This is a genomic window from Arthrobacter sp. NPDC089319 (genome assembly GCF_040684925.1).
In the GTDB taxonomy this organism is placed as follows: Bacteria; Actinomycetota; Actinomycetes; order Actinomycetales; family Micrococcaceae; genus Crystallibacter.
In genome coordinates, this window is the sequence record NZ_JBFBGZ010000007.1 from 60,334 (window position 1) to 80,817 (window position 20,484).

15 protein-coding genes are annotated in these 20,484 nt (G+C 67.2%); 7 read left to right on the plus strand and 8 right to left on the minus strand.

Annotated features, from left to right (window positions below; genetic code table 11):
- Nucleotides 1-29 precede the first annotated feature (29 nt).
- Complete coding sequence (locus AB0N75_RS11720) at nt 30-467, plus strand: RDD family protein (protein ID WP_364649703.1); 438 nt, start codon at nt 30-32, stop codon at nt 465-467.
- Between the two features lie 113 nt (nt 468-580).
- Here AB0N75_RS11720 and AB0N75_RS11725 read toward each other — a convergent pair whose 3' ends face one another.
- The 3 genes from AB0N75_RS11725 to lipB all read right to left on the minus strand — a co-directional run bounded on the left by AB0N75_RS11725 (nt 581) and on the right by lipB (nt 3,160).
- Nucleotides 581-1,336, minus strand: a complete 756-nt coding sequence (locus tag AB0N75_RS11725; RefSeq protein WP_127514393.1) for a DUF4191 domain-containing protein — start codon at nt 1,334-1,336, stop codon at nt 581-583.
- Between the two features lie 106 nt (nt 1,337-1,442).
- Nucleotides 1,443-2,447, minus strand: coding sequence for a lipoyl synthase (gene lipA, locus AB0N75_RS11730; RefSeq protein WP_364649706.1), 1,005 nt, complete (start codon nt 2,445-2,447; stop codon nt 1,443-1,445).
- On the minus strand, nt 2,444-3,160 hold the full coding sequence (lipB, locus tag AB0N75_RS11735) for a lipoyl(octanoyl) transferase LipB (protein WP_364649709.1): 717 nt from the start codon (nt 3,158-3,160) through the stop codon (nt 2,444-2,446). Before lipB ends, lipA begins: the two co-directional genes overlap by 4 nt.
- Nucleotides 3,161-3,261: 101 nt before the next feature.
- Here lipB and AB0N75_RS11740 point away from each other — a divergent pair, with 101 nt between their 5' ends.
- Entirely contained in the window at nt 3,262-5,064 is a 1,803-nt protein-coding gene (locus tag AB0N75_RS11740; protein WP_364649712.1) for a protein kinase, read from the plus strand.
- A 37-nt stretch (nt 5,065-5,101) separates the two neighbouring features.
- Nucleotides 5,102-8,593 carry a S41 family peptidase gene (locus AB0N75_RS11745; protein ID WP_364649714.1) on the plus strand — a complete coding sequence of 1,164 codons (3,492 nt, stop codon included), beginning with the start codon at nt 5,102-5,104 and terminating at the stop codon, nt 8,591-8,593.
- An 85-nt stretch (nt 8,594-8,678) separates the two neighbouring features.
- Here the strand turns inward: AB0N75_RS11745 and AB0N75_RS11750 are convergent, their stop codons facing one another.
- The 5 genes from AB0N75_RS11750 to AB0N75_RS11770 all read right to left on the minus strand — a co-directional run bounded on the left by AB0N75_RS11750 (nt 8,679) and on the right by AB0N75_RS11770 (nt 14,751).
- On the minus strand, nt 8,679-9,110 hold the full coding sequence (locus tag AB0N75_RS11750; protein WP_364649717.1) for an OsmC family peroxiredoxin: 432 nt from the start codon (nt 9,108-9,110) through the stop codon (nt 8,679-8,681).
- A gap of 175 nt (nt 9,111-9,285) precedes the next feature.
- Nucleotides 9,286-9,636 carry a hypothetical protein gene (locus tag AB0N75_RS11755; protein ID WP_364649720.1) on the minus strand — a complete coding sequence of 117 codons (351 nt, stop codon included), beginning with the start codon at nt 9,634-9,636 and terminating at the stop codon, nt 9,286-9,288.
- A gap of 169 nt (nt 9,637-9,805) precedes the next feature.
- Nucleotides 9,806-11,551, minus strand: a complete 1,746-nt coding sequence (gene sucB / locus AB0N75_RS11760) for a 2-oxoglutarate dehydrogenase, E2 component, dihydrolipoamide succinyltransferase (RefSeq protein WP_364649723.1) — start codon at nt 11,549-11,551, stop codon at nt 9,806-9,808.
- Between the two features lie 111 nt (nt 11,552-11,662).
- Nucleotides 11,663-13,045 carry a dihydrolipoyl dehydrogenase gene (gene lpdA, locus AB0N75_RS11765; RefSeq protein ID WP_364649726.1) on the minus strand — a complete coding sequence of 461 codons (1,383 nt, stop codon included), beginning with the start codon at nt 13,043-13,045 and terminating at the stop codon, nt 11,663-11,665.
- A gap of 182 nt (nt 13,046-13,227) precedes the next feature.
- Nucleotides 13,228-14,751: a leucyl aminopeptidase gene (locus AB0N75_RS11770; RefSeq protein WP_364649729.1), complete on the minus strand. Its 1,524-nt coding sequence runs from the start codon at nt 14,749-14,751 to the stop codon at nt 13,228-13,230.
- A 309-nt stretch (nt 14,752-15,060) separates the two neighbouring features.
- Here AB0N75_RS11770 and AB0N75_RS11775 point away from each other — a divergent pair, with 309 nt between their 5' ends.
- The 4 genes from AB0N75_RS11775 (at nt 15,061) to AB0N75_RS11790 (ending at nt 20,280) form a co-directional block, all read left to right on the plus strand.
- Entirely contained in the window at nt 15,061-15,999 is a 939-nt protein-coding gene (locus AB0N75_RS11775; protein ID WP_364649732.1) for a PAC2 family protein, read from the plus strand.
- 34 nt (nt 16,000-16,033) lie between these two features.
- Nucleotides 16,034-17,389 carry an MFS transporter gene (locus tag AB0N75_RS11780; RefSeq protein WP_364649735.1) on the plus strand — a complete coding sequence of 452 codons (1,356 nt, stop codon included), beginning with the start codon at nt 16,034-16,036 and terminating at the stop codon, nt 17,387-17,389.
- A 95-nt stretch (nt 17,390-17,484) separates the two neighbouring features.
- The gene (locus AB0N75_RS11785; protein WP_364649738.1) at nt 17,485-18,759 is read left to right on the plus strand and encodes a DUF4192 family protein; all 1,275 of its coding nucleotides are present in this window, start codon (nt 17,485-17,487) and stop codon (nt 18,757-18,759) included.
- Nucleotides 18,760-19,008: 249 nt separating this feature from the next.
- The gene (locus AB0N75_RS11790; RefSeq protein ID WP_364649741.1) at nt 19,009-20,280 is read left to right on the plus strand and encodes an RNA polymerase sigma factor; all 1,272 of its coding nucleotides are present in this window, start codon (nt 19,009-19,011) and stop codon (nt 20,278-20,280) included.
- Nucleotides 20,281-20,484: the final 204 nt, after the last annotated feature.

A 20,484-nucleotide genomic window follows, 5' to 3' on the forward strand; every position in this document is an offset into this window, starting at 1 on the left:
GCGCCATCGTCGACCGGTAAACTTGAGGGGTGGTAAGTAGACGCGATCTTGGTTCCTGGCTTGAAGGCCCCCCGCAGTCCAACATGCAGCAATGGCCCGGCCAGCGGCTTGGGCTGCCCCAATCCGGCAGCGGATCGATTGCCCGCCCGGGGCGCCGGATCGTGGCGCTGCTGATCGACTGGCTGCTCTGTTATGCGATCGCTAACGCGTTCCTGGGCGGCGGCCAGCTTTCCATCCTGGCTGTGTTCGCCGTCGAGCAGTTGCTGCTGGTGGGAACCCTGGGCTACAGCATCGGCCACCGGCTGCTCGGCATCCAGGTGCGCAAACTCGACGGCTCCGCTCCGGGACTGATGCCCGCGGTGGTCCGCACCATCCTGTTGTGCCTGGTGATTCCGGCGGCCATTTTCGACGCCGACCAGCGCGGCCTGCACGACCGGGCCATGGGCACCATCCTGATCCGCCGCTGACGCGGCCAGCGTCGCGTGCAACCGCAGGCGGACGCAGACAAAATCAACTCCTGATATGCGAGAGGGGCTGCCGGTTCAGAACCGGCAGCCCCTCTCGCATATCTAGGGAAGGATCAGCGTCCGCGCATGGCCTTGCGGTCCGGGCGGGCCTTGAACGGGTCCACGCCCTTCGGGATCGGCAGCTTGCTGCTGCCCAGGGCCTGCAGCCGCTTGTCCACGGCGCTGACCTCCTGCTTGGTCAGTTCCTTCTTGAGCTTCTGCACGGTCTTGGCCACCTTGCTCAGCTCCACCTGGCCCTCGCCGCGGCCGGTCTCGATCACATGAATCTTGACGTTGGGCAGAATGCGGCGCAGCCTGCGGCGCTCCGACTCCACCAACTGGCGCACGCGGTGCGAGGGACCCTCGGTGACCAGCACAATGCCGGGGCGGCCCACGGCACGGAACACCGCGTCCTGGGTCCGGGGATTCACGGCCACCGGCTGGTCCTGCAGTATCCAGCCGCGGCGCAGGACGCTCAGGGCCGCTCCGGAAGCACCCGGCTGGCCTTCAATCTGCGAGAACGCAGCACGTTCGGCGCGGCGGGACAGGATGAAGGTGGCAGCCAGCACGCCCAGCGGGATGGAGATGATCAGCAGCGTGATCCAGTTGTTGATCAGCAGGCCGACGGCCAGGCCCACGGCGACGATGCCGAGGAAGGCCAGCAGCATGAACCAGACAACGTTCGGGTCGTTGCGCCGGGTCATTTGGAAGACCTGGCCGATCTGCTTCAGCCGGCCGGGCTGCTTGTTGGCTTTGGACGGCTTCTCAGCCTTGGGCTTGCGTGAGAAGAGACCCCGTTTCGGGGCATCGGAATCGGTGCGATTGGCCATAATGTTCAATTCTATCGTGACGGACGGGTCGCTCGCGCGCCTTCTCGGGACACGGCAACGGTCCGGCAGCCTGGCGGCCCCCGGACCGTGGTTCCAGCCGGTTCAGCTAGCGGGAAGCAACCAGCGTGGCGGCTTCCTGACGGGTGCTGCCGGATTCGCCGATGTGGGCCAGCTCGGGCGGAAGGTCCAAGCCCTTCTTACGCATGGCGGTGGCCCACAAGCGGCTGGCCCGGTAGGACGAGCGCACCAGCGGCCCGCTCATCACACCCAGGAAGCCGATCTCCTCGGCCTCCTGGCTCAGCTCGACGAATTCCTCGGGCTTGACCCAGCGCTCCACCGGGTGGTGGCGCTCGGTCGGGCGCAGGTACTGGTTGATGGTGATCAGGTCGCAGCCGGCGGCGTGCAGGTCGCGCAGCGCCTCGGAGATCTCTTCGCGGGTCTCGCCCATCCCCAGCATCAGGTTGGACTTGGTCACCATGCCCTGGTCGCGGCCCTGGGTGAGGACGTCCAGCGAGCGGTCGTAGCGGAACGCGGGGCGGATGCGCTTGAAGATCCGCGGCACGGTCTCCAGGTTGTGCGCGAACACCTCCGGCTTGGCCTCGCAGATCGCGGTGATGTGCTCGGGCTTGCCGGAGAAGTCCGGGATCAGGATTTCGACGCCGGTGCCCGGGTTGAGTTCGTGGATCTTCCGGATGGTCTCGGCGTAGAGCCACACGCCCTCGTCGGCCAGGTCGTCGCGGGCCACGCCGGTGACGGTGGCGTAGCGCAGGTTCATCTGCTGCACCGACTGGGCCACCTTGGTGGGCTCCAGAACGTCAAGCGGCGACGGCTTGCCGGTGTCGATCTGGCAGAAATCGCAACGCCGGGTGCACTCGGAGCCGCCGATCAGGAACGTTGCCTCGCGGTCTTCCCAACACTCAAAGATATTGGGGCAGCCTGCCTCTTCGCAGACCGTGTGCAGCCCTTCCTTTTTGACCAGGTTCTTCATGCCCACGTACTCGGGGCCCATGCTGACCTTGGCCTTGATCCAATCCGGCTTGCGCTCCACGGGGGTTGCGGCATTGCGGGCCTCGACGCGCAGCAAGCGGCGTCCTTCGGGGGCGAGCGTCACAGCATGGCTCCTTCGGTCTGGCGGTAGCCAGGGTCGGTGTCGGTGGCCGCGGGGCCGGGGGTAGCGGCCTTGACCAGCGAGGTTTCGTACGAGCGGAGTTCCGCCTCCACCCGGTCGGCGATGTCGGCCGGCGCGACGTCCAAGCCGGTTTCGGCCTGGATGGTGGTGGTGCCGGCATCGGTGATGCCGCAGGCAATGATCTGGCTGTAGGGCGCCAGATCATTACGACAGTTCAAGGCAAAGCCGTGCATGGTCACCCGGTGATTGACACGGATGCCGATTGCGGCGATCTTGCGGGCCGGGCCGCGCTCGTCGGCGTCGATCCACACGCCTGACCGGCCCTCGATCCGCGTGCCTGTTACGCCGTAATCTGCGAGCACATTGATCAGGACCTGCTCCAGGATGTCCACGTAGCCGGCCACCTTGGTGGGATCGGGGAGGGCCACAATGGGGTAACCCACCAGCTGGCCGGGCCCGTGCCAGGTCAGTTTGCCGCCGCGGTCCACGCTGACCACGGGGGTGCCGTCCAGCGGCCGTTCGTGCTCTTCGGTCCTCTTTCCGGCGGTATACACCGGGCTGTGTTCCAGCAACAGCACCGTACTGGGGGCGGAACCCGCCACCACTTCAGCGTGCAGCCGGCGTTGCAGCGCCCAGCCTTCTTCATAGTCGACGTAGTCAGGGGCAAATCCCACCCGCGAAAACTCAAGTGCCATCCCGCAAGCCTACGCTCCGGCGACCGGCAGTTCTATTTGTGTACCGGAGCGGGCTGTGGATAACGCCAGCGCACCGTCGCCGAACGGAGTAGAAGTAAGGCATGGACGACGACGAGCGGACAGACGGCACGGCCCTCGCCGGGCAGGAACCGCCGCGTCCGGCGGCACCGGGATTCATCGTGCAGCGGTGGCTCGGCAGCGGCGCCTCGGCATCGGTGTGGCTGGTCCGGGAAGCGGCGACAGGTACCGAGTATGCCTTGAAGGTGCTGTCGGACCCGCGCGGCTCTGCTGCAAACCACGACGACGCCGGTGCGCCGCCGATGACGCGGCGTGCGGCGCTCCATGGGCCGGCTGCCGAGGCCGGCAGGCCTGCGCCCTGGGCCGTGGTCAGCAACACGCCGCTGGTGGTGACCACCGTTGCTGCGGCGGACCGCGAATCGGCCTTGTTGGCGGGCGGGCGGCATGAGCACCTGCTGCAAACGCATGGTCAGGCGGCTACGGACCGGGGCCCGGGGCTGCTGCTGGAATATGCCGCCGGTGGTTCGCTGGCGGCGCTCGTCGCCGCCCGGGGCCCCTTGTCGGTGGGCGAAGCGGTGACCATCCTGACTCCGCTGGCCAGTGCCCTCGACTACTTGCATGGCACCGGAGTGGTCCACGGCGATGTCTCGCCTGGCAACGTGCTGTTCACGGCGGTGGGCAAGCCGTTGCTGGCCGATCTGGGCGCTGCGCGTGCGCTGGGCAGCGATAAGCCGCCGGCGGCAGGCACGCCCGGGTTCAGTGCGCCGCACCGGATGCCGGCCGAGGGCGGGCTGGACCCAGAAGCGGACGTCTACGCACTGGCTGCCATCGGTTGGTTCTGCCTCACCGGACGGGTGCCGGGTGCCACTGCACATCGCCCGCCGCTGGGCGCGTTGGTGCCTGATGTGCCGGAGGAGCTGGTTGCCCTGCTGGAAGAAGGACTGGCGGAGCGTGCGAACGAGCGCCCGTCGGCGGCAGAGTTCGCCCGGCGCGTGATCAGGACCGCGCGCCCCGAGGCGCTAAACCTGACCGCGTCGGCACATCGCTCCGTGGCCAGCCAACTGTTGACCCGGCGCCAGAGGGAGGGGAAGCGGGCGGGCCGGCCGGACAAAAAGCCCACGCCGTTGCCCGGGCTGCGGTCCCGGCCCCGGATCCGCACGCGGCTCCCGCTGCCGTCGCGGCTGCGGCTGCGGGAGCGTGACACAGGAGGACGTGAACAACATCTGCCCGCCGCCGTCGACGCCCGGCCAGCCGCCGGACGACGGTGGGGCAGGGCGGTGCTCGCGCTGACAGCCGTGGCTGCGGCGGCGGGGTTGACCCTCGCAGCGGTGAGCAGCTCCGCGCCGCCGAGTGCCCGGGAGGCGGCGCAAGTTGCCGGCGGCGGCCAGTCCGTGCAGCAGGTTGCCGCGGCGCAGCGTGAAGGACGGGCTGTGGCACCGCCGGAGGCACGGACCATGCCGGCGGACCTTGAGCAGGCACTGCATGGCGACGACGCGGCCGCGGCCGTGCCCGCTCTGGCATGGTTGCGTGCCGAAGCCCTGCGTACCCGGTCTGCCACACTGCTCGAGCGGGTCAATGTGGCCGGAACCGCCGTCATGGACACCGACCGGGATATCGTCGCGGCGCTGACCGAGGCGGGCGATTGGCTGCAGGACTTCGAGACCACTCTCGAGGACCTCACGGTTGACCCGGCAGCACCAGCGTCGGGCCAACCGGTCATGGTGGCTGCGACGGTCATCACGGCGCCGTTCCGCCAGTTGAGGGCCGATGGCAGCGTGGTGCAGGACCACACCGATCCCAGCATGCAGCGGATTCAGCTGGAACTGGTCCGGCAGGACGCCGGTTGGCTCATCCAAGCAGTCCATGAAACGCCGCCGCCCCGATGACCCGAGGGCGGCTGCTGGCCGTGACTAAGATCGAGGCATGACTTTATCCAGCTACTTCCGCTACCCGCACGTGCACGCCGATCTGGTCACGTTCGTCGCCGAGGACGATGTGTGGGTGGGCCCGCTTGCCGGGGGCAGGGCGTGGCGGGTTTCGTCACTTCAAATGCCGGCCAGGAACCCCAAATTTTCGCCCGACGGCCAGAGTCTGGTCTGGGGAGTGGTGCAGGCCAGCGCGCCGGAGGCAGTGACCGCCTCCGTCGACGGCGGCGGCTTCCGCCAGCTGACCTACTGGGGACATGCCTCCACCAAGGTCAAAGGATTCACGCCCCAAGGCGATGCCCTGGTGACCAGCTCGTTCCAGCGTGAAGAATCGCGCCACACCTGGGCCTACGCCGTGCCGCTGGACGGCTCCGGCGCCCGCGCGTTGCCTTATGGCCCGGTTGAGTCCGTCGCGTTTGGGCCGGAGCTTGGCGACGAGCGGCCCGTGGTGGTCGGCAGCGTGCTCTCGCGCGAACCGGCCTGGTGGAAGCGCTACCGCGGTGGCACGGCCGGAAAGCTGTGGATCGACCGCGATGGAGGCGGCGAATTCGGGCGCCTCGCTGCTGAGCTGGACGGGAACCTGGCCGATCCGATGTGGGTCGGAGACCGGGTAGCGTTTCTCAGCGACCATGAAGGCCACGGCAACCTGTATTCGGTGCGTCCGGACGGGGCGGACCTGCGCCGGCACACCGATCATGACGGCTTTTACGTCCGCCATGCCTCCACGGACGGCACCCGGGTGGTCTTCGAGTCCGCCGGAGAACTGTGGCTGCTCGATTCCCTGGCGGCGGAGCCGCGCCGGATTAACCTCACGTTGGGGTCGGCCTCGACCGGCCGGCGCAGCCGCCCTCTCAATGTGGCCCAGCACTTGGCGTCGGCCGTGCCGAATCCGAAGGGAACCGCGTCCGTCATCGAGGCGCACGGGACAGTGCACTGGCTGACCCATCGGGACGGTCCTTCCCGTGTGGTGGAGTCCACGCCGGGCGTCCGGGCGCGGCTGGCGCGGCCGCTGGGTGACTCGCGCGTGGTCTACGTTGCCGACCACGGGGGCGAAGAAGCTCTCTACATCCGCCAGGTTTTCGAACAGCTTCCCCCGCCGGAGGCGACTGCCCCCGCCGAAGCCAGCGCGGCGCCCGCGGATCCGGAGCCGGTCGGCTTGCCGCGCCCGGTCTCGGCCTCCGCCGTCGTCAATCCGACCCAATCCCAACCCATTGTGGAAGTGCGCTCCGGCGGTAAGCAGAGCGGCCGTGGGGATGTCCAGGAAGCCGAGGCACGTTCGGCCGCGCCGCTGGCCCCGCAACAGTTGCGCCGGGTGGAACTGCCTGGACCGGACCGGGTGAGCGCGCTCGCAGCCAGCCCGGACGGCACTTTGGCGGCGGTGGCCACCGAGTACGGACAGTTGCTGGTCCTGGACGCGGAGAGCGGGGAGCTGCGCCGGCTCGCGGGCACCGACCACGGGGCGGTCAACGAACTGGCCTTCTCACCCGATTCACGCTGGATCCTGTGGGCCGAGCCGGTGACGGCGGAAGGCACCCGCACCCGGCTCCGGCTGGTCCGGGCGGACGGCACGGGAAACATCATCGATGTCACCGATGGACGCTTCCGCGACCACGGACCGGCCTTCACCCCCGATGGCAAGTTCGCAGCCTTCCTCTCCGAGCGGAGCTTCGACCCGGTCTATTCCACCCACAGCTTCGATCTGGGTTTCCCCTCATCGACCAAGCCGTTCCTGGTGGCCCTGGCCGCCGCCACCCCCTCGCCGTTCGGCCCCTCGGTGCATGGCACGTTGCCGGATGCGCCGCCAGCGGGGGAGAAGGACCAAGACGGCCCGCCGGACAGCGGCGAGGCCAAGCCCGCCGCCGCGGAGATCGCGGTGGACGCCGAGCGGCTGGCCGAACGGATCATCCCGGTCCCGGTCCAGCAGGGCCGCTACACACGCCTCACCGCGGTGGACGGTGCGCTGCTGTGGCTGGCCAGTGATCCCGCCGGTGTCACCGGAGAAGGACGAGCGTCGGCCGAGGATGCGGAGCAATCGCAGCGGCTGGAGCGGTTCGACCTCTCACGTCGCGAGGTTTCCGTGCTGGTGCCGGCCCTGGATGCTTACGAACTGTCGCAGGACCGCAAGCGCCTGGTGTACGTGCACAAGTCGCAGGTCAGGGCCGTGCCCGCCGCCGGAAAAGTCGACGACGATTCGCCGGAGAGCGTGCTGGTGGACCTGAGCCGGATCCGGCTCACGCTGGAGCCGCTCAAGGTCTGGGGTCAGGCCTTCGAGGAGGCCTGGCGGCTGCAGCGCGACTTCTACTGGGCCGAGGACATGGCGGGTTTGGACTGGCAGGGCGTCTACGATCGCTACCGGCCGCTGGTGGAACGCCTCGGTTCCCACGATGACCTGGTGGACCTGCTCTGGGAGCTGCACGGCGAACTCGGCACCTCGCACGCCTACGTCATGCCTGCCCCGGTCACCGAACCCGGCGCCGGCAAGCAGGGTCTGCTGGGCGCCGATCTGGTGCGGACCGACGCCGGATGGACCGTACACAAGATCCTGGCCGGGGAATCCTCGGATCCGCTGGCGCTGTCTCCGCTGACTGCGCCGGGCGCGGCCGTCCAGCCGGGCGACGTGATTGCCGCCGTGGATGGAATCCCGGTGGATCCGCTCGCCGGGCCTGCGCCGCTGCTGGTGGGCGCCGCCGGCAAGACGGTCGAACTGACCATCGTCAACGGCACCGGCAGCCCGGAAGCCGGCCTGCAGCGGCGGATTGCGGTGATCCCGATCCGCGACGAGGAGCGGCTCCGGTACCAGAACTGGGTCGCCGGCAACCGCCGGAATGTCCGTGACGCATCGAATGGACGCTTCGGCTACCTGCACATCCCGGACATGGTGGCCCGCGGCTGGGCGCAATTGCACCGTGATTTGGACGTGGAGACGGCCAAGGACGCCCTCATCATCGATGTCCGGCGCAACCGGGGCGGCCACACCTCGCAGCTGGTGGCCGAACTGATCGGCCGCAAAGTCAACGCCTGGAACCTCGCGCGCGGCGAGCAGCCGGGCACCTATCCTGCACACGCTCCGCGGGGCCCGGTCGTCGTGCTCACGGATGAATATGCCGGTTCCGACGGAGACATCATCACGCAGGTGAGCAAGCTGCGTGGCATCGGCCCGGTGATCGGGACGCGGACCTGGGGTGGAGTGGTCGGCATCGACGCGAAGTTTGCGCTGGCCGACGGCACCGGAGTCACGCAGCCGCGGTATGCGTTCTGGTTCACGCAGGGCGTGGGCTGGGGCGTGGAGAACTGTGGCGTGGAACCGGACATCGAGGTGCCGTTCCCGCCGCACGCGTATGGCGCGGGGGAGGACCCGCAGTTGGAGCACGGGGTGGGGATTCTCAAGGAGATGCTGGGCGAACTGCCCACCGACCAGCCACCGTCGCGCGCCGGCTACCCCATGCTGCGCCCCGGACCGCTGCCGCCGCGGCCGCAGGATGTGCGCTGACCTCCGCTAGCGAACAAGGCCTGAACGGGAGGAACCCCGGCGCATCAACGATGCGCCGGGGTTCTTCCGCCATTCAGGTTCGCGACTAGCTGGCCAGGGTAGCGTCCAGCGTGATGCTGGGAACCGAGGCCAAGGCGCCGGATACCGGACAGTTCTCCTTGGCGCCGGTGGCCAGGCGCTGGAAGTCATCCTCGCTGATGCCGGGCACGGTGGCGTTGACGGTCAGGCGAATTTCGGTGATGCCGGTCCCCGGGACGAAGTCCACTGCCGCCGAGGTCTTGATGCTCTCCGCGGTGGTGCCGTTTTCCTTGAGCATGTTGCTGAACTGCATCGAGTAGCAGGTGGCATGGGCGGCGGCCAGAAGCTCTTCGGGGCTCGTCTTTCCTTCGGCCTGCTCCGCCCGTGCCTTCCAGGTGACCTCGTAGGTGCCGATTCCAGACGTTTCGAAAGTCGTCTGGCCACTGCCGGTGAAGAGATCGCCCTTCCATTCGGTGCTGGCAGAACGTGTTGCAGCCATGTGTCCTCCTTGGTTGAAGTTCTCTGTTGCGTTCCATGCCGGTCCGGCCGAAAGCGGCCGGTGCCGTCCTTTTCATACTAGGGGAGTTGCCACTGCCTGTCCGGCGGCCCCGGCTTAAGCCACTGCGGCCGGCCCTAGTCTCGGGGCCGGCCGCAGTGTCAGGAGCTTTAGAGGGTCAGTTCCACAAGGTCGCGATCGCGACGTTCAGGAGCGCCAAGCCGCCGACGGAATGCGCCAGACCGGCCGAAATCGGTTCGCCCGCCTTGTACTTGCGGCGGCCGATGAACGCGAGGACGAGAACCACAAGCGCGATGACAAGCTTGATGGTCAGCTTCACATAGTTTGCATCCAAATCCATGGCCGGAATCAGACCCATCATAATGACGCCGGTGATGACCTGCAGCGCGGCGCCGTCGAACTGGCGCGGGTGAACGGTGGGCTTCTTCATGTTGCCGATCCAGATGCCGACGATCATGGCCGCACCGACGACGTGCAGGAAGACGAGAATGCTGTAGAGGATGTCCATAGGCCCAGCTTAGCGGCCGGCAGCGGGCGCCAATCCGCGGCATGCCGCGGGAAACCGAATATTTCTACTGGGTGTAGTAGCAGCCGGAGTGGAGACGAAACAGCGGCGGGCTGTGTCCAAGAGTGAACGCAGCCCGCCGCCGATTCGCGCGTGGTGCCGACCGAACGGGCTAGAGGCCCAGGTCTGCCTCGAACTGCCCGGCTTCCAATCGTGCCCGCAGCGTCTGCAGGAAGCGTCCCGCATCCGCGCCGTCGACCAGGCGGTGGTCGTAGGTCAGCGAGAGGTACATCATCGACCGGATAGCGATCGAATCGTCGCCGTTCTCATCTTGGACCACCACGGCCCGCTTGACGATGCTGCCGGTTCCGAGGATGCCCACCTGCGGCTGGTTGATGATCGGGGTGTCGAACAGGGCCCCGACGCTGCCGATGTTGGTGATGGAGAACGTGCCGCCGGAGAGCTCGTCCGGACCGATCTTGTTGCTCCGGGTGCGGGCCGCGACGTCGGCAATCTTGCCAGCCAGACCGGCGAGGTTGAGGTTGCCGGCATCGTTGATGACCGGTACCAGCAGGCCCTTGTCGGTATCGACCGCAATCGCCAGGTGCTCGGCGTTGTGGTAGGTGATCTCCTGCTTTTCCTCGTCGTACTCGGCGTTCAGCTTCGGGTGCTGCTTGAGCGCCTCCGCCACTGCCTTGGCGATGAAGGGCAAGTAGGTCAGCTTGACGCCGTTTTGATCCTGGAAGGACTTCTTGGCGCGTTCGCGGAGTTTGACCACCTTGGTCATGTCGATCTCGTGGACCTGGGTGAGCTGCGTGGATGCGTCCAGCGACTCGCGCATACGGCGGGCAATGACCTGGCGGATCCGCGGTGCCTTCTCGACCGTGCCGCGCTTGGCCGAGGCTGCTGCCTGGGCCGGAGCGCCTGCGGAGGCTGCGGCGGGAGCCGCCGGCTTGGCGGCGGCTTCGGCTGCTTCGAGCACGTCCTGCTTGCGGATGCGTCCGCCCACGCCGGTGCCCTTGACGGTGGACAGGTCCACCTTGTGCTGGTTGGCCAGTTTGCGGACCAGCGGGGTGACGTAGCCGGCGTCGGAGGCTGCAGCAGCCTCGGCCGGGGCCGGCGCCGCCTCCGGGGATTCGGCGGCAGGCGCCTCGGCCTTGGGTGCTTCTGCCTTGGGTGCTTCGGCGGCGGGCTGTTCGGCCTGGGCCGGCTCCTTCACCGGGGCCTCGCGGTCCTGGGCCGGCGCGGCGGCAACCGGCTCGGCTTCCTTCGGTTCCGCCTTGGCGGGAGCGGCACCGGTGCCGATGATGGCCAGCACGGAACCGACTTCGGCGGTCTCGTCCTCGGCGACCTTGATCTCCTGGACCGTGCCGGCCACCGGAGACGGAATTTCGGTGTCGACCTTGTCGGTGGAGACCTCGAGCAGCGGCTCGTCGACCTCAACCGTGTCGCCCACCTGCTTCAGCCAGCGGGTGACGGTACCTTCGGTGACGCTCTCGCCCAGGGCCGGGAGGGTGACTTCGGTGCCTTCGCCGGAACCGGCGGCCGGGGCTTCCTCGGCGGGAGCCTCCTGCTGGGGCTCCTCCTGCTTCGGGGCTTCCTGCGCGGGAGCCTCCTGCTGCGGCTCTTCTGCCGGGGCTTCCTCGGCGGGAGCCTCTTCTGCGGCCTGGCCGGAACCGGAACCGTCGCCGATGCGCACCAGCGGGGCTCCGACGTCGGCGGTCTCGTCCTCGGCTACCAGGATCTCTTCAATCACGCCGGCTACGGGAGAGGGGATTTCGGTGTCGACCTTGTCGGTGGAAACCTCGAGCAGCGGTTCGTCGACTTCGACGCGGTCGCCGACCTGCTTCAGCCAGCGGGTCACAGTGCCTTCGGTGACGCTTTCACCGAGGGCGGGCAAGTTCACGGTTTCAGACATGTCGTCCCCGTTCTCCTTTGAGTCTATTTTCCGGACTGGCCGGTACATCGAGTCTTATTCTTGAGCCTAGTGCACCCGTCCGGTGGGGACGGGTGCACTAAGGGAAGCTTGTTATCCGTGCAGCGGACGGCCGGCCAGGGCCATGGCGGCTTCGCCGAGCGCCTCGTTCTGAGTCGGGTGCGCGTGGATCAGTGCCGCAACATCCTCCGGGTACGCTTCCCAGCTGACGATCAGCTGCGCTTCGCCGATCTGCTCACCGATGCGGCCGCCGATCATGTGCATGCCGACGATGGGGCCGTCCTTCTCGCGGACCATCTTGATGATGCCGCTGGTGCCCAAGATGGAGCTCTTGCCGTTGCCGGCCAGGTTGTACTCGACCGTCTCCACGTTGTCCTTGCCGTACTTCTCTTCGGCCTGCGGCTGGTTCAGCCCGACGGAGGCGATCTCCGGATCGCAGTAGGTGACCTTCGGAACGTTGATGTCCTCGATCACGGCAGGCTTGTTGCCGGCGATTTCCTCGGCCACGAAGATTCCCTGCTGGAATCCGCGGTGTGCCAGCTGGACGCCCGGGACAATGTCGCCGACGGCGTAGATGTTGCCGACGCCGGTGTGCAGGCGCTCGTTGGTGATCACGAAGCCACGGTCAACAGTGACGCCGGCTTCCTCGAAGCCCAGCCCGGCAGTGCTCGGGCCGCGGCCCACTGCCACCAGCAACAGGTCGGCCTCGAACGTCTTGCCGTCGGCCAGCGTGACCACTACGCCGTCGTCGTTCTGCTCCACCTTGTCGAAGAAGACGCCGGTGTTGAACTTGATGCCGCGCTTCTTGAAGGCGCGCTCCAGCTGCTTGATGATGGCCGGGTCCTCGTTCGGGACCAGCGAGGGCAGGCCCTCGACGATGGTGACGTCCACCCCGAAGGACTTCCAGACGGAGGCGAACTCGACGCCGATCACACCGCCGCCGAGGATCACCGCGCTCTTGGGCAGGGTGTCCATCTGCAGTGCGTGGTCGGAGGTGATGACCTTGCCGCCGATTTCGAGGCCGGGGAGCGTCTTCGAGTAGGAGCCGGTGGCCAGAACGATGTTCTTGCCCTTGTAGGCGGTGCCGTCGACCTCGACGGTGTCCGTGCCGACGAGCTTGCCTTCACCCTCGATGACGGTGATGCCCTTGGACTTGATCAGGCCGGTGAGGCCCTTGAACTTGCCGGCAATGATGCCGTCTTTGTAGGCGTTGACGGCGGCCATGTCGATCGAGTCCATGCTCAGGTTCACGCCGTACTTCGAGGCGTCCTTGGCGTGGTCGGCCAGCTCGGCCGAGTGCAGCAGAGCCTTGGTGGGGATGCAGCCGTTGTGCAGGCAGGTGCCGCCGAGCTTGGCCTTCTCCACCAGGCCGACGGTGAAGCCCAGTTGCACGGCGCGCAGGGCCGCGGCATAACCGCCGCTGCCGGCGCCGAGGACCAGGATGTCGAATTCTTGCGCTGTTGCCGAATCGGCCACGTGAACGCTCCCTCGCGTGTTCGTAACGTGTGGTGACACGTCGATGAGTTGATTGGGTTGAAGATCGAAGTTGGTTTGGTTTTCACCTTAGCGGTACCGCATATCATCATCTACTTGGTGACAGCACCAAAGGGCCCGATTGTGGGCGGATTCACGCCGAAAGGTGGGCGGCGATACAGGCCTCAGGCGCTGCGGGCGACCACATCCTCGGCGTAGGCCACCAGGGTGCGCACTGCGACGCCGGTGCCCTCCTTCGGGGTGTAGCCGTGCGGCGAGCCTTCGTTGAAGGCCGGACCGGCAATATCCAAGTGCGCCCAGGGGATGCGCACGCCGGCAGTTTCGCCCACGAACTCGCGCAGGAAGATCGCGGCCGTCAGCATGCCGCCGTACTTGTCGCCCATGTTGGACAGGTCTGCCACCTGGGAATCCAGGCCGGAGCGCAGTTCCTCCGGCAGCGGCATTGGCCAGAACAGTTCCCCCGCCCGGTCCGCGGCAGCCTTCACGGCGTCCCGCACGGGTTCTTCGCCCATGACCGCGCCCACCCGGCTTCCCAGCGCAACCATCTGTGCACCGGTCAAGGTGGCGACGTCCAGCAACACGTCGGGATGTTCCTCGCTGGCCGCGGCCAGCCCGTCGGCCATCACCAGCCGGCCCTCGGCGTCGGTGTTGAGGACTTCCACCGTCTTGCCGCCGTACATGGTGAGTACGTCGGAGGGACGGGAGGCGGTGCCCGAGGGCATGTTCTCCGCCAGGCACAGCCACGCGGTGGCCTTCACCGGCAGGCCCAACTCGGCGATCGCCAAAACAGCATTGAGAACGACGGCGGCGCCCGCCATGTCGCACTTCATCGTCATCATGCCGGCAGCGGGCTTGAGCGACAGGCCGCCGGAGTCGAACGTGATGCCCTTGCCGACGAAGGCGAGCTTCGCCTTGGCCCGGGCCGGGGCATATTCAACCTTGACTAACCGCGGCGGCCGCGTCGATCCCTTGCCGACGCCGGTCAAGCCGCCGTAGCCGTCCTTCTCCAGTTTGTCCTCGTCCAGGACCGTGACCTTGACCGGCAGGCCCTTAGCCAGCTGTGCAGCTGCCGAGGCGAAAGACTCGGGGTAGAGGTGGCTCGGCGGCTGGTTGACCAGGGAGCGCGTCGCATTGACCGCCCGTCCCAGCACGGAGGCCCGCTTGAGTGCTTTGGCCAGTTGCTTGTCGCCGGCAACCGGCGTGAGCACCGTGGCTTCGGCGACCGGGCGGCGGCCATCGTTTTCGCGGCTGCGGTGCTCATTGAAGGCATAGGCGCCGAGCGCGGCGCCTTCGGCCACGGCCGTGGCTTCGGCCACGGTGGCCGCCGGCAAGCCCAAGGCCACCGACCGGACCCCGACCAATTGGCGCACCGCAGAGCCGGCGGCGCGGCGCAGGGTCTCGGTGGTCACGGCATTGCCGGGCGGCAGCTTTCCGACGCCGGCCAACACCAGCACATCCGTGCCCGACTCCGGCAGCCCCGGCAGCCGGTGGACTTCATCGGCTGCGCCGGTGATTCCGAGCAACGGCAGGCTGTCGGCCAAGGCCTGGGCGGACTTGGCTGATAACGGATTCTCCAGCAGGACCGGGCCGTCGCCGCCCTGCCCGACCGCGATGACGAGGGCATCGGACTTGGCTTTTCTGACATCCTTGGCAATGGCGCTGAGCTTAAGCTCGGTCGTGGGGATCACGCAGATCTGTCCTAACTTGTCCTTCAGCCGGCCAGCGCGGAACGGGTGTGGCCGCCGCTCACCGGTTGCATACCGTTGTGTTTACAGTTAGTTGCAGCAGAAAAACCCCACCAGGCGTTCGCCGGAACAGGGCCTGCACCTGTCGATCGTAGTCTCTCGCGCACGGATGCGCTGTTTCGGACGCCTTGTACGAGGTCCACAGCCGCGGAATTTTTCGGCCAGCTCCGGCGCTGGCATGTGTAAAGGCCATGCACGGCAGGGAAGATGATGCCGGAACGGAGGGAAACATTGTTGGATCCGCGGTCGCTGATGTCGACCAACGCTGAGTTGTTCGATTCACCCGCGCTGCGCGGGCTTGACCTCGTGATGGGGTTCACCGGGGCAGCCGAAGCCGGTCACGTGGTGGAGCAGATCGGCGACGAATTGCTCGACGAGCTCGATGCCCAGCTGGTTGCTGCCTTCGATGCCGACCAGCTGGTGGACTACCGCAGCAGGCGGCCCAAAATCACCTTCGCGGGGGATCACTTCACTGACTACGAAGTTCCCGCCATCGAGCTCTACCGGCTGGTCGACGGGCTCGGCACGCCGTTCCTGCTGTTGACCGGTCCCGAACCCGACTACCAATGGGACCGTTTCTCCGGCGCGGTCGTCTGGCTGGCGAACCGGCTCCAGACGCGCTTGGTGGCATGGGTCCAGTCGCTGCCCATGCCGGTGCCGCACACCCGGCCGATTGGTGTCACCGTCCACGGCTCCCGGCAGGATCTGATCGACGGCTTCACCACCTGGAAGCCCCAAGCCGAATTGCAGGCAGGCATCGGGCCGCTGCTGGAAATGCGGCTGGCCGAAGCCGGCCGGGACGTGGTGGGCTATTCCATCCACGTGCCGCACTATCTGGCGGACGCCCAGTACCCGCCCGCCGCCGTCGCCGCCTTGGAATACCTCGGCGCCGCGACGTCGCTGATGCTCCCGACCGACCGGCTGCGCGAGAACGGCCGCGACGTCGAAGGCCAGATCGACCGGCAGGTACAGGACTCAGCCGATGTCCAGCGCGTGGTCGTCCGCCTCGAAGAGCGGTACGACGAATATGCCGGGCACGAAGAGCGCCGTTCCTTGCTGGTCAAGGACAACGAAGAGCTGCCCGACGCCGACGAGCTCGGTGCCGCGGTAGAAGCATTCCTCGCCACACAGCCCGCCGCCGGTGAGGACGGGGGCACGGAGCCTTCCGCCGAGCCCGGAACCTCCGATTAGTCCTGCGCCCCGGCAAGCGGGCAATAATGGAGCAATGGATTCGCGGCGTGCATGGTGGGTGTGGGGAAGCGGAATTTTCGCCTATCTGGTCGCGATCACCCAGCGCACCTCTTTCGGCGTAGCCGGCCTGCAGGCTACCGAACGCTTCGACGCCACCGCCGCCGCGCTGTCGACCTTCACCGTGGTCCAGTTGGTGGTTTACGCAGGGCTGCAGATCCCTGTCGGCCTGATGGTGGACAAGTACGGGCCGCGGATGATGGTGGCCGGTGGAGCCCTGCTGATGTTGGCCGGGCAAACCGCACTGGCCTTTGCCTCGTCCGTGCCGGAGGGGCTGGCAGGCCGCATCCTCGTGGGAGCCGGCGACGCGATGACCTTCGTGTCGGTGCTGAGGCTGTTGCCCAGTTGGTTCAGTGCGAGGCGCATTCCGCTGCTGACCCAGCTCACCGGCCAGCTGGGCCAAATCGGCCAACTGATCAGCGTCATCCCCTTCGTGGCGATCCTGAACCTTGCGGGTTGGACGCCGGCGTTCCTCTCCGTGGCCGCGCTGTCCGCGCTGGCCTTCGTGCTGGCGCTCGCCGTGGTCCGCAATGAGCCGGCGCAACTGAAGAAGCCGTTGCCGCCGACCCTGCGACAGACCGGGGCGTCCCTGGCAGATGCCTGGCGGGAACCGGGCACCAGGCTGGGGCTGTGGACTCATTTCACGGTCCAATTCCCCGCCAATGTCTTCATGCTCATGTGGGGCTACCCCTTCCTCGTCTCCGCCCAAGGTCTCACCCCGGCGGCAGCCTCGGCGCTGATGACGGTAGCCGTGCTGACATCCTTCGTTGCGGGTCCGCTGCTGGGCGGCTGGGTGGGCCGGCATCCGTTGCGACGCTCCACCATGGTCCTGTTGATCATTGGGACCATGTCGGCGGCGTGGCTGTGCGTGCTGCTTTACCCCGGCCCGGCACCGTTCTGGCTGCTTCTGCTGCTGGTGATGGCGGTGTCCGTCGGAGGCCCGGGATCCATGATCGGCTTCGACTTTGCGCGGACGTTCAATCCGCTCAGCCGCGCCGGCACCGCCACTGGCATCGTCAACGTCGGCGGTTTCATTTCGGCGCTGCTGGTGATGTTCGGCATGGGCGTGGTGCTGGATGCGTTGCTGGCCAGCGGTTTCTCGCAGGGCGAGCTGTATGCGCTGGACTCGTTCAAGCTGGCCTTCAGCCTTCAATTCGTCTTCCTGATCGGCGGCACGCTGGCTATATTGACCGTGCGTAAACGGGTGCGGACGCGGATGTCGCACGGCGGGGTCATTGTGCCGCCGCTGCGGGATGCTCTGGCCAGGGACCGGCGCAGGCGCCGCGAACGGATCCGGGAACGCCGGGAGAGCGGCGGAAACCGGCGCGGCTGACCAGCTTCCCTCCACGGAGCCCGCTGCGGCCCCCTTTGTCCACAGGCTCTATCCGATGCATAGCCGCCGAGGTCACTCGGCGGCAGGCTTCTGCCATGGAGAAGAAGAAGATCACGGCCCGCCAGCCCGCCGACGTCCTGGGCTTCGTGCCGCACACGCTGGGATTCATGCCCTCCTCCAGCGTGGTGCTCTTGTCCCTCGCCGGCGGCCGGCTCGGCGCCACTCTGCGCCTGGACCTCCCCGAGAACGGGGAGAGCTGCCAGCTTGATCTGTTCGCCGAGACTGCAGCCGACTACCTGCGCTCCGATGCGGAGGCAGACTCCTCACTGTTAATCCTCTACACCGAACAGGCGTGGCGCACGCCGGACCGGCCGCCTCATGCAAATCTGGTCGCCGCCCTCGGCCGTTCCCTGGCCGACGTTGGGCTGCCGGTCCGCAGCGGCTGGACGGTGGGCACAACGCATTGGCGCGAACTGTACTGCACCGACACCAGCTGCTGCCCGTTGCCCGGGCGCCCAGTGTCGCAGATCCGGGACAGCGCGTTGAACGCCGAACTCGTCTACAACGGCAGCACGTATGCCGCGTCGGCGGCGGAGGCCGCAGCCGAACCGGCACCGGCAACGTCCCGCAGAGACCACCCCGTGGCCGGGGCTAGCCAGGCTGAATCTGCCGACGAACCGTCTGCCGATGCCGCATTCCCGGCCCCGGATCCGCCGGCGGCCCTGCAGGCGGAGGCGGACCAGTTGGCCGAAGGACTTGCCGGAAGCTGGACGTCACCGTCTGTTTTCTTGTCTACCCTCCGCCGGTGGGAGGATGCCTTGACCGCCAACCAAGCGGGAAGCATGACTGCCCAGGCTCAAGCCTTTTTGCTCGCGAGCCTGACCGAGAACGCGGTGCGTGACGCCATCGCCATCTTCGCCTGCAGCGGTCTTGAGAACGCTTTCCTGTGGGCAAGAGCGGCGGGCCTCCTCACCGAGCCAGATCCCCGCACAGCTGGGGAGGCGGAAGCCGAGCCGTTGCCGGAGACCGGCGACTCCGTGGCAGCCCGCGACTTGTCGAAGATCCTGGTCGGTGATTCGCCCCGGGCGCCGGATTGGGAGCGTGTGGACGCCACGGCGCAACTACTAGAGCAGCTACACGCGGTGGGGGCCGGCCACGCGCGCGCCGCGGCCGGAACGCTGCACGCCTGGATTGAATGGGCCAGGGGCCGCGGTTCGCATGCCCATCAGCGCGCCGAAGCGTGCCTGCGTGAACGGCCCGGCTACCGGCTCGCCGAGCTGGTTCGGGAACTGGCGGCCAGCGGGATGCTGCCCATGTGGGCACGCCGGCGGGAGACTGCTTGGCCCGGCCGGAGGCATTTGGCCGCGTAGCCGCGACGGAAGGGGGCCCAAATCCGGTTCTTCCGGCGGACTGAATCGTGAGACAATGGGAACCGAGACCCGGTTGGGTTCGTGTTTCAAACAGCGGTACATCCTTTGGGAATACCGCAGCCGCGGATCAGGTTATGCAATGCAGACCCTGCGTCCGTGACTTTGGTTTGAAATCAAACACGGACTTGACAGGGTCATAGTGGTGTTGCCCGCAGGTAGCGTCACAGACCGCCGTACGAAAGGTTCTCTGTGTCACCGGACAAGAAGACTGTTGCAGCTCCCGATGAGGAGACTGCTGCCTCCGCTCCGAAGAAGTCCGCGACTGCCAAGCGCACCGGCGCCCAGTCAGCGGCAGCGGCAGAAGCCGCTCCCAAGCGGCGCGGCCGGAAGCCGGGTGCCGCCGCCAAGAAGGATGCGGGTGCCGCCGATCCGGCCACGGAAGAAGTCGACGAAAATTCGGACGTAGAGACGGATCCCGCGGACGAAGATGTCGAAGCCACCGAGGAAGCCGGTGCCAAGAAGGGCAAGGAAGGCGAAACCGGTTCCGGCTTCGTCTACTCCGATGCTGACGACGACGACGCTCCCGCCCAGCAAGTAGTCTCCGCCGGTGCCACCGCGGACCCCGTCAAGGACTACCTGAAGCAGATCGGCAAGGTTGCCCTGCTCAACGCTGAGCAGGAAGTCGACCTCGCGCTGCGGATCGAGGCCGGTCTCTTCGCCGAAGAGAAACTGGCCAAGGACGAAGGCACCATGGAAACGCGGCTGCGCCGCGACCTGGAGCAGATTGTCCACGACGGCAAGCGGGCCAAGAACCACCTGCTCGAAGCCAACCTGCGCCTGGTGGTCTCGCTGGCCAAGCGCTACACCGGTCGCGGCATGCTGTTCCTGGATCTGATCCAGGAAGGCAACCTGGGCCTCATCCGCGCGGTGGAGAAGTTCGACTACACCAAGGGCTTCAAGTTCTCCACTTATGCAACCTGGTGGATCCGCCAGGCCATCACCCGCGCCATGGCGGACCAGGCCCGCACCATCCGCATCCCGGTGCACATGGTGGAAGTCATCAACAAACTGGCCCGCGTGCAGCGCCAAATGCTTCAGGATCTGGGCCGCGAGCCTACGCCCGAAGAGCTGGCCAAGGAACTGGACATGACCCCCGAAAAGGTCGTCGAGGTCCAGAAGTACGGCCGCGAGCCGATCTCGCTGCACACGCCGCTGGGTGAAGACGGCGACTCCGAGTTCGGCGACCTGATCGAGGACTCCGAAGCCGTTGTTCCCGCCGACGCGGTCAGCTTCACCTTGCTGCAGGAACAGCTGCACTCGGTGCTGGACACGTTGTCCGAGCGTGAAGCCGGCGTGGTGGCCATGCGCTTCGGCCTGACCGACGGTCAGCCGAAGACCTTAGACGAAATCGGCAAGGTGTATGGCGTCACGCGTGAGCGCATCCGTCAGATCGAATCGAAGACCATGTCCAAGCTGCGGCACCCGTCGCGGTCGCAGGTACTGCGCGACTACCTGGACTGATCCAACAACGCAGCGGCAGGGCCGGCTCCCCGAGAGGGGGCCGGCCCTGCCGGCGTTTAAACCGTCGGCGGTGCTGCCGTTAAACCGTCGGCGATGATGCAGCGGAACAAGCCGCGGATGCCGCCGTCGGAAACTGCCGGGCCGCCGGACAAGCGAAGGGCGCCGTTCCCTCTCCGGGGAACGGCGCCCTTCAACGTGGGTACC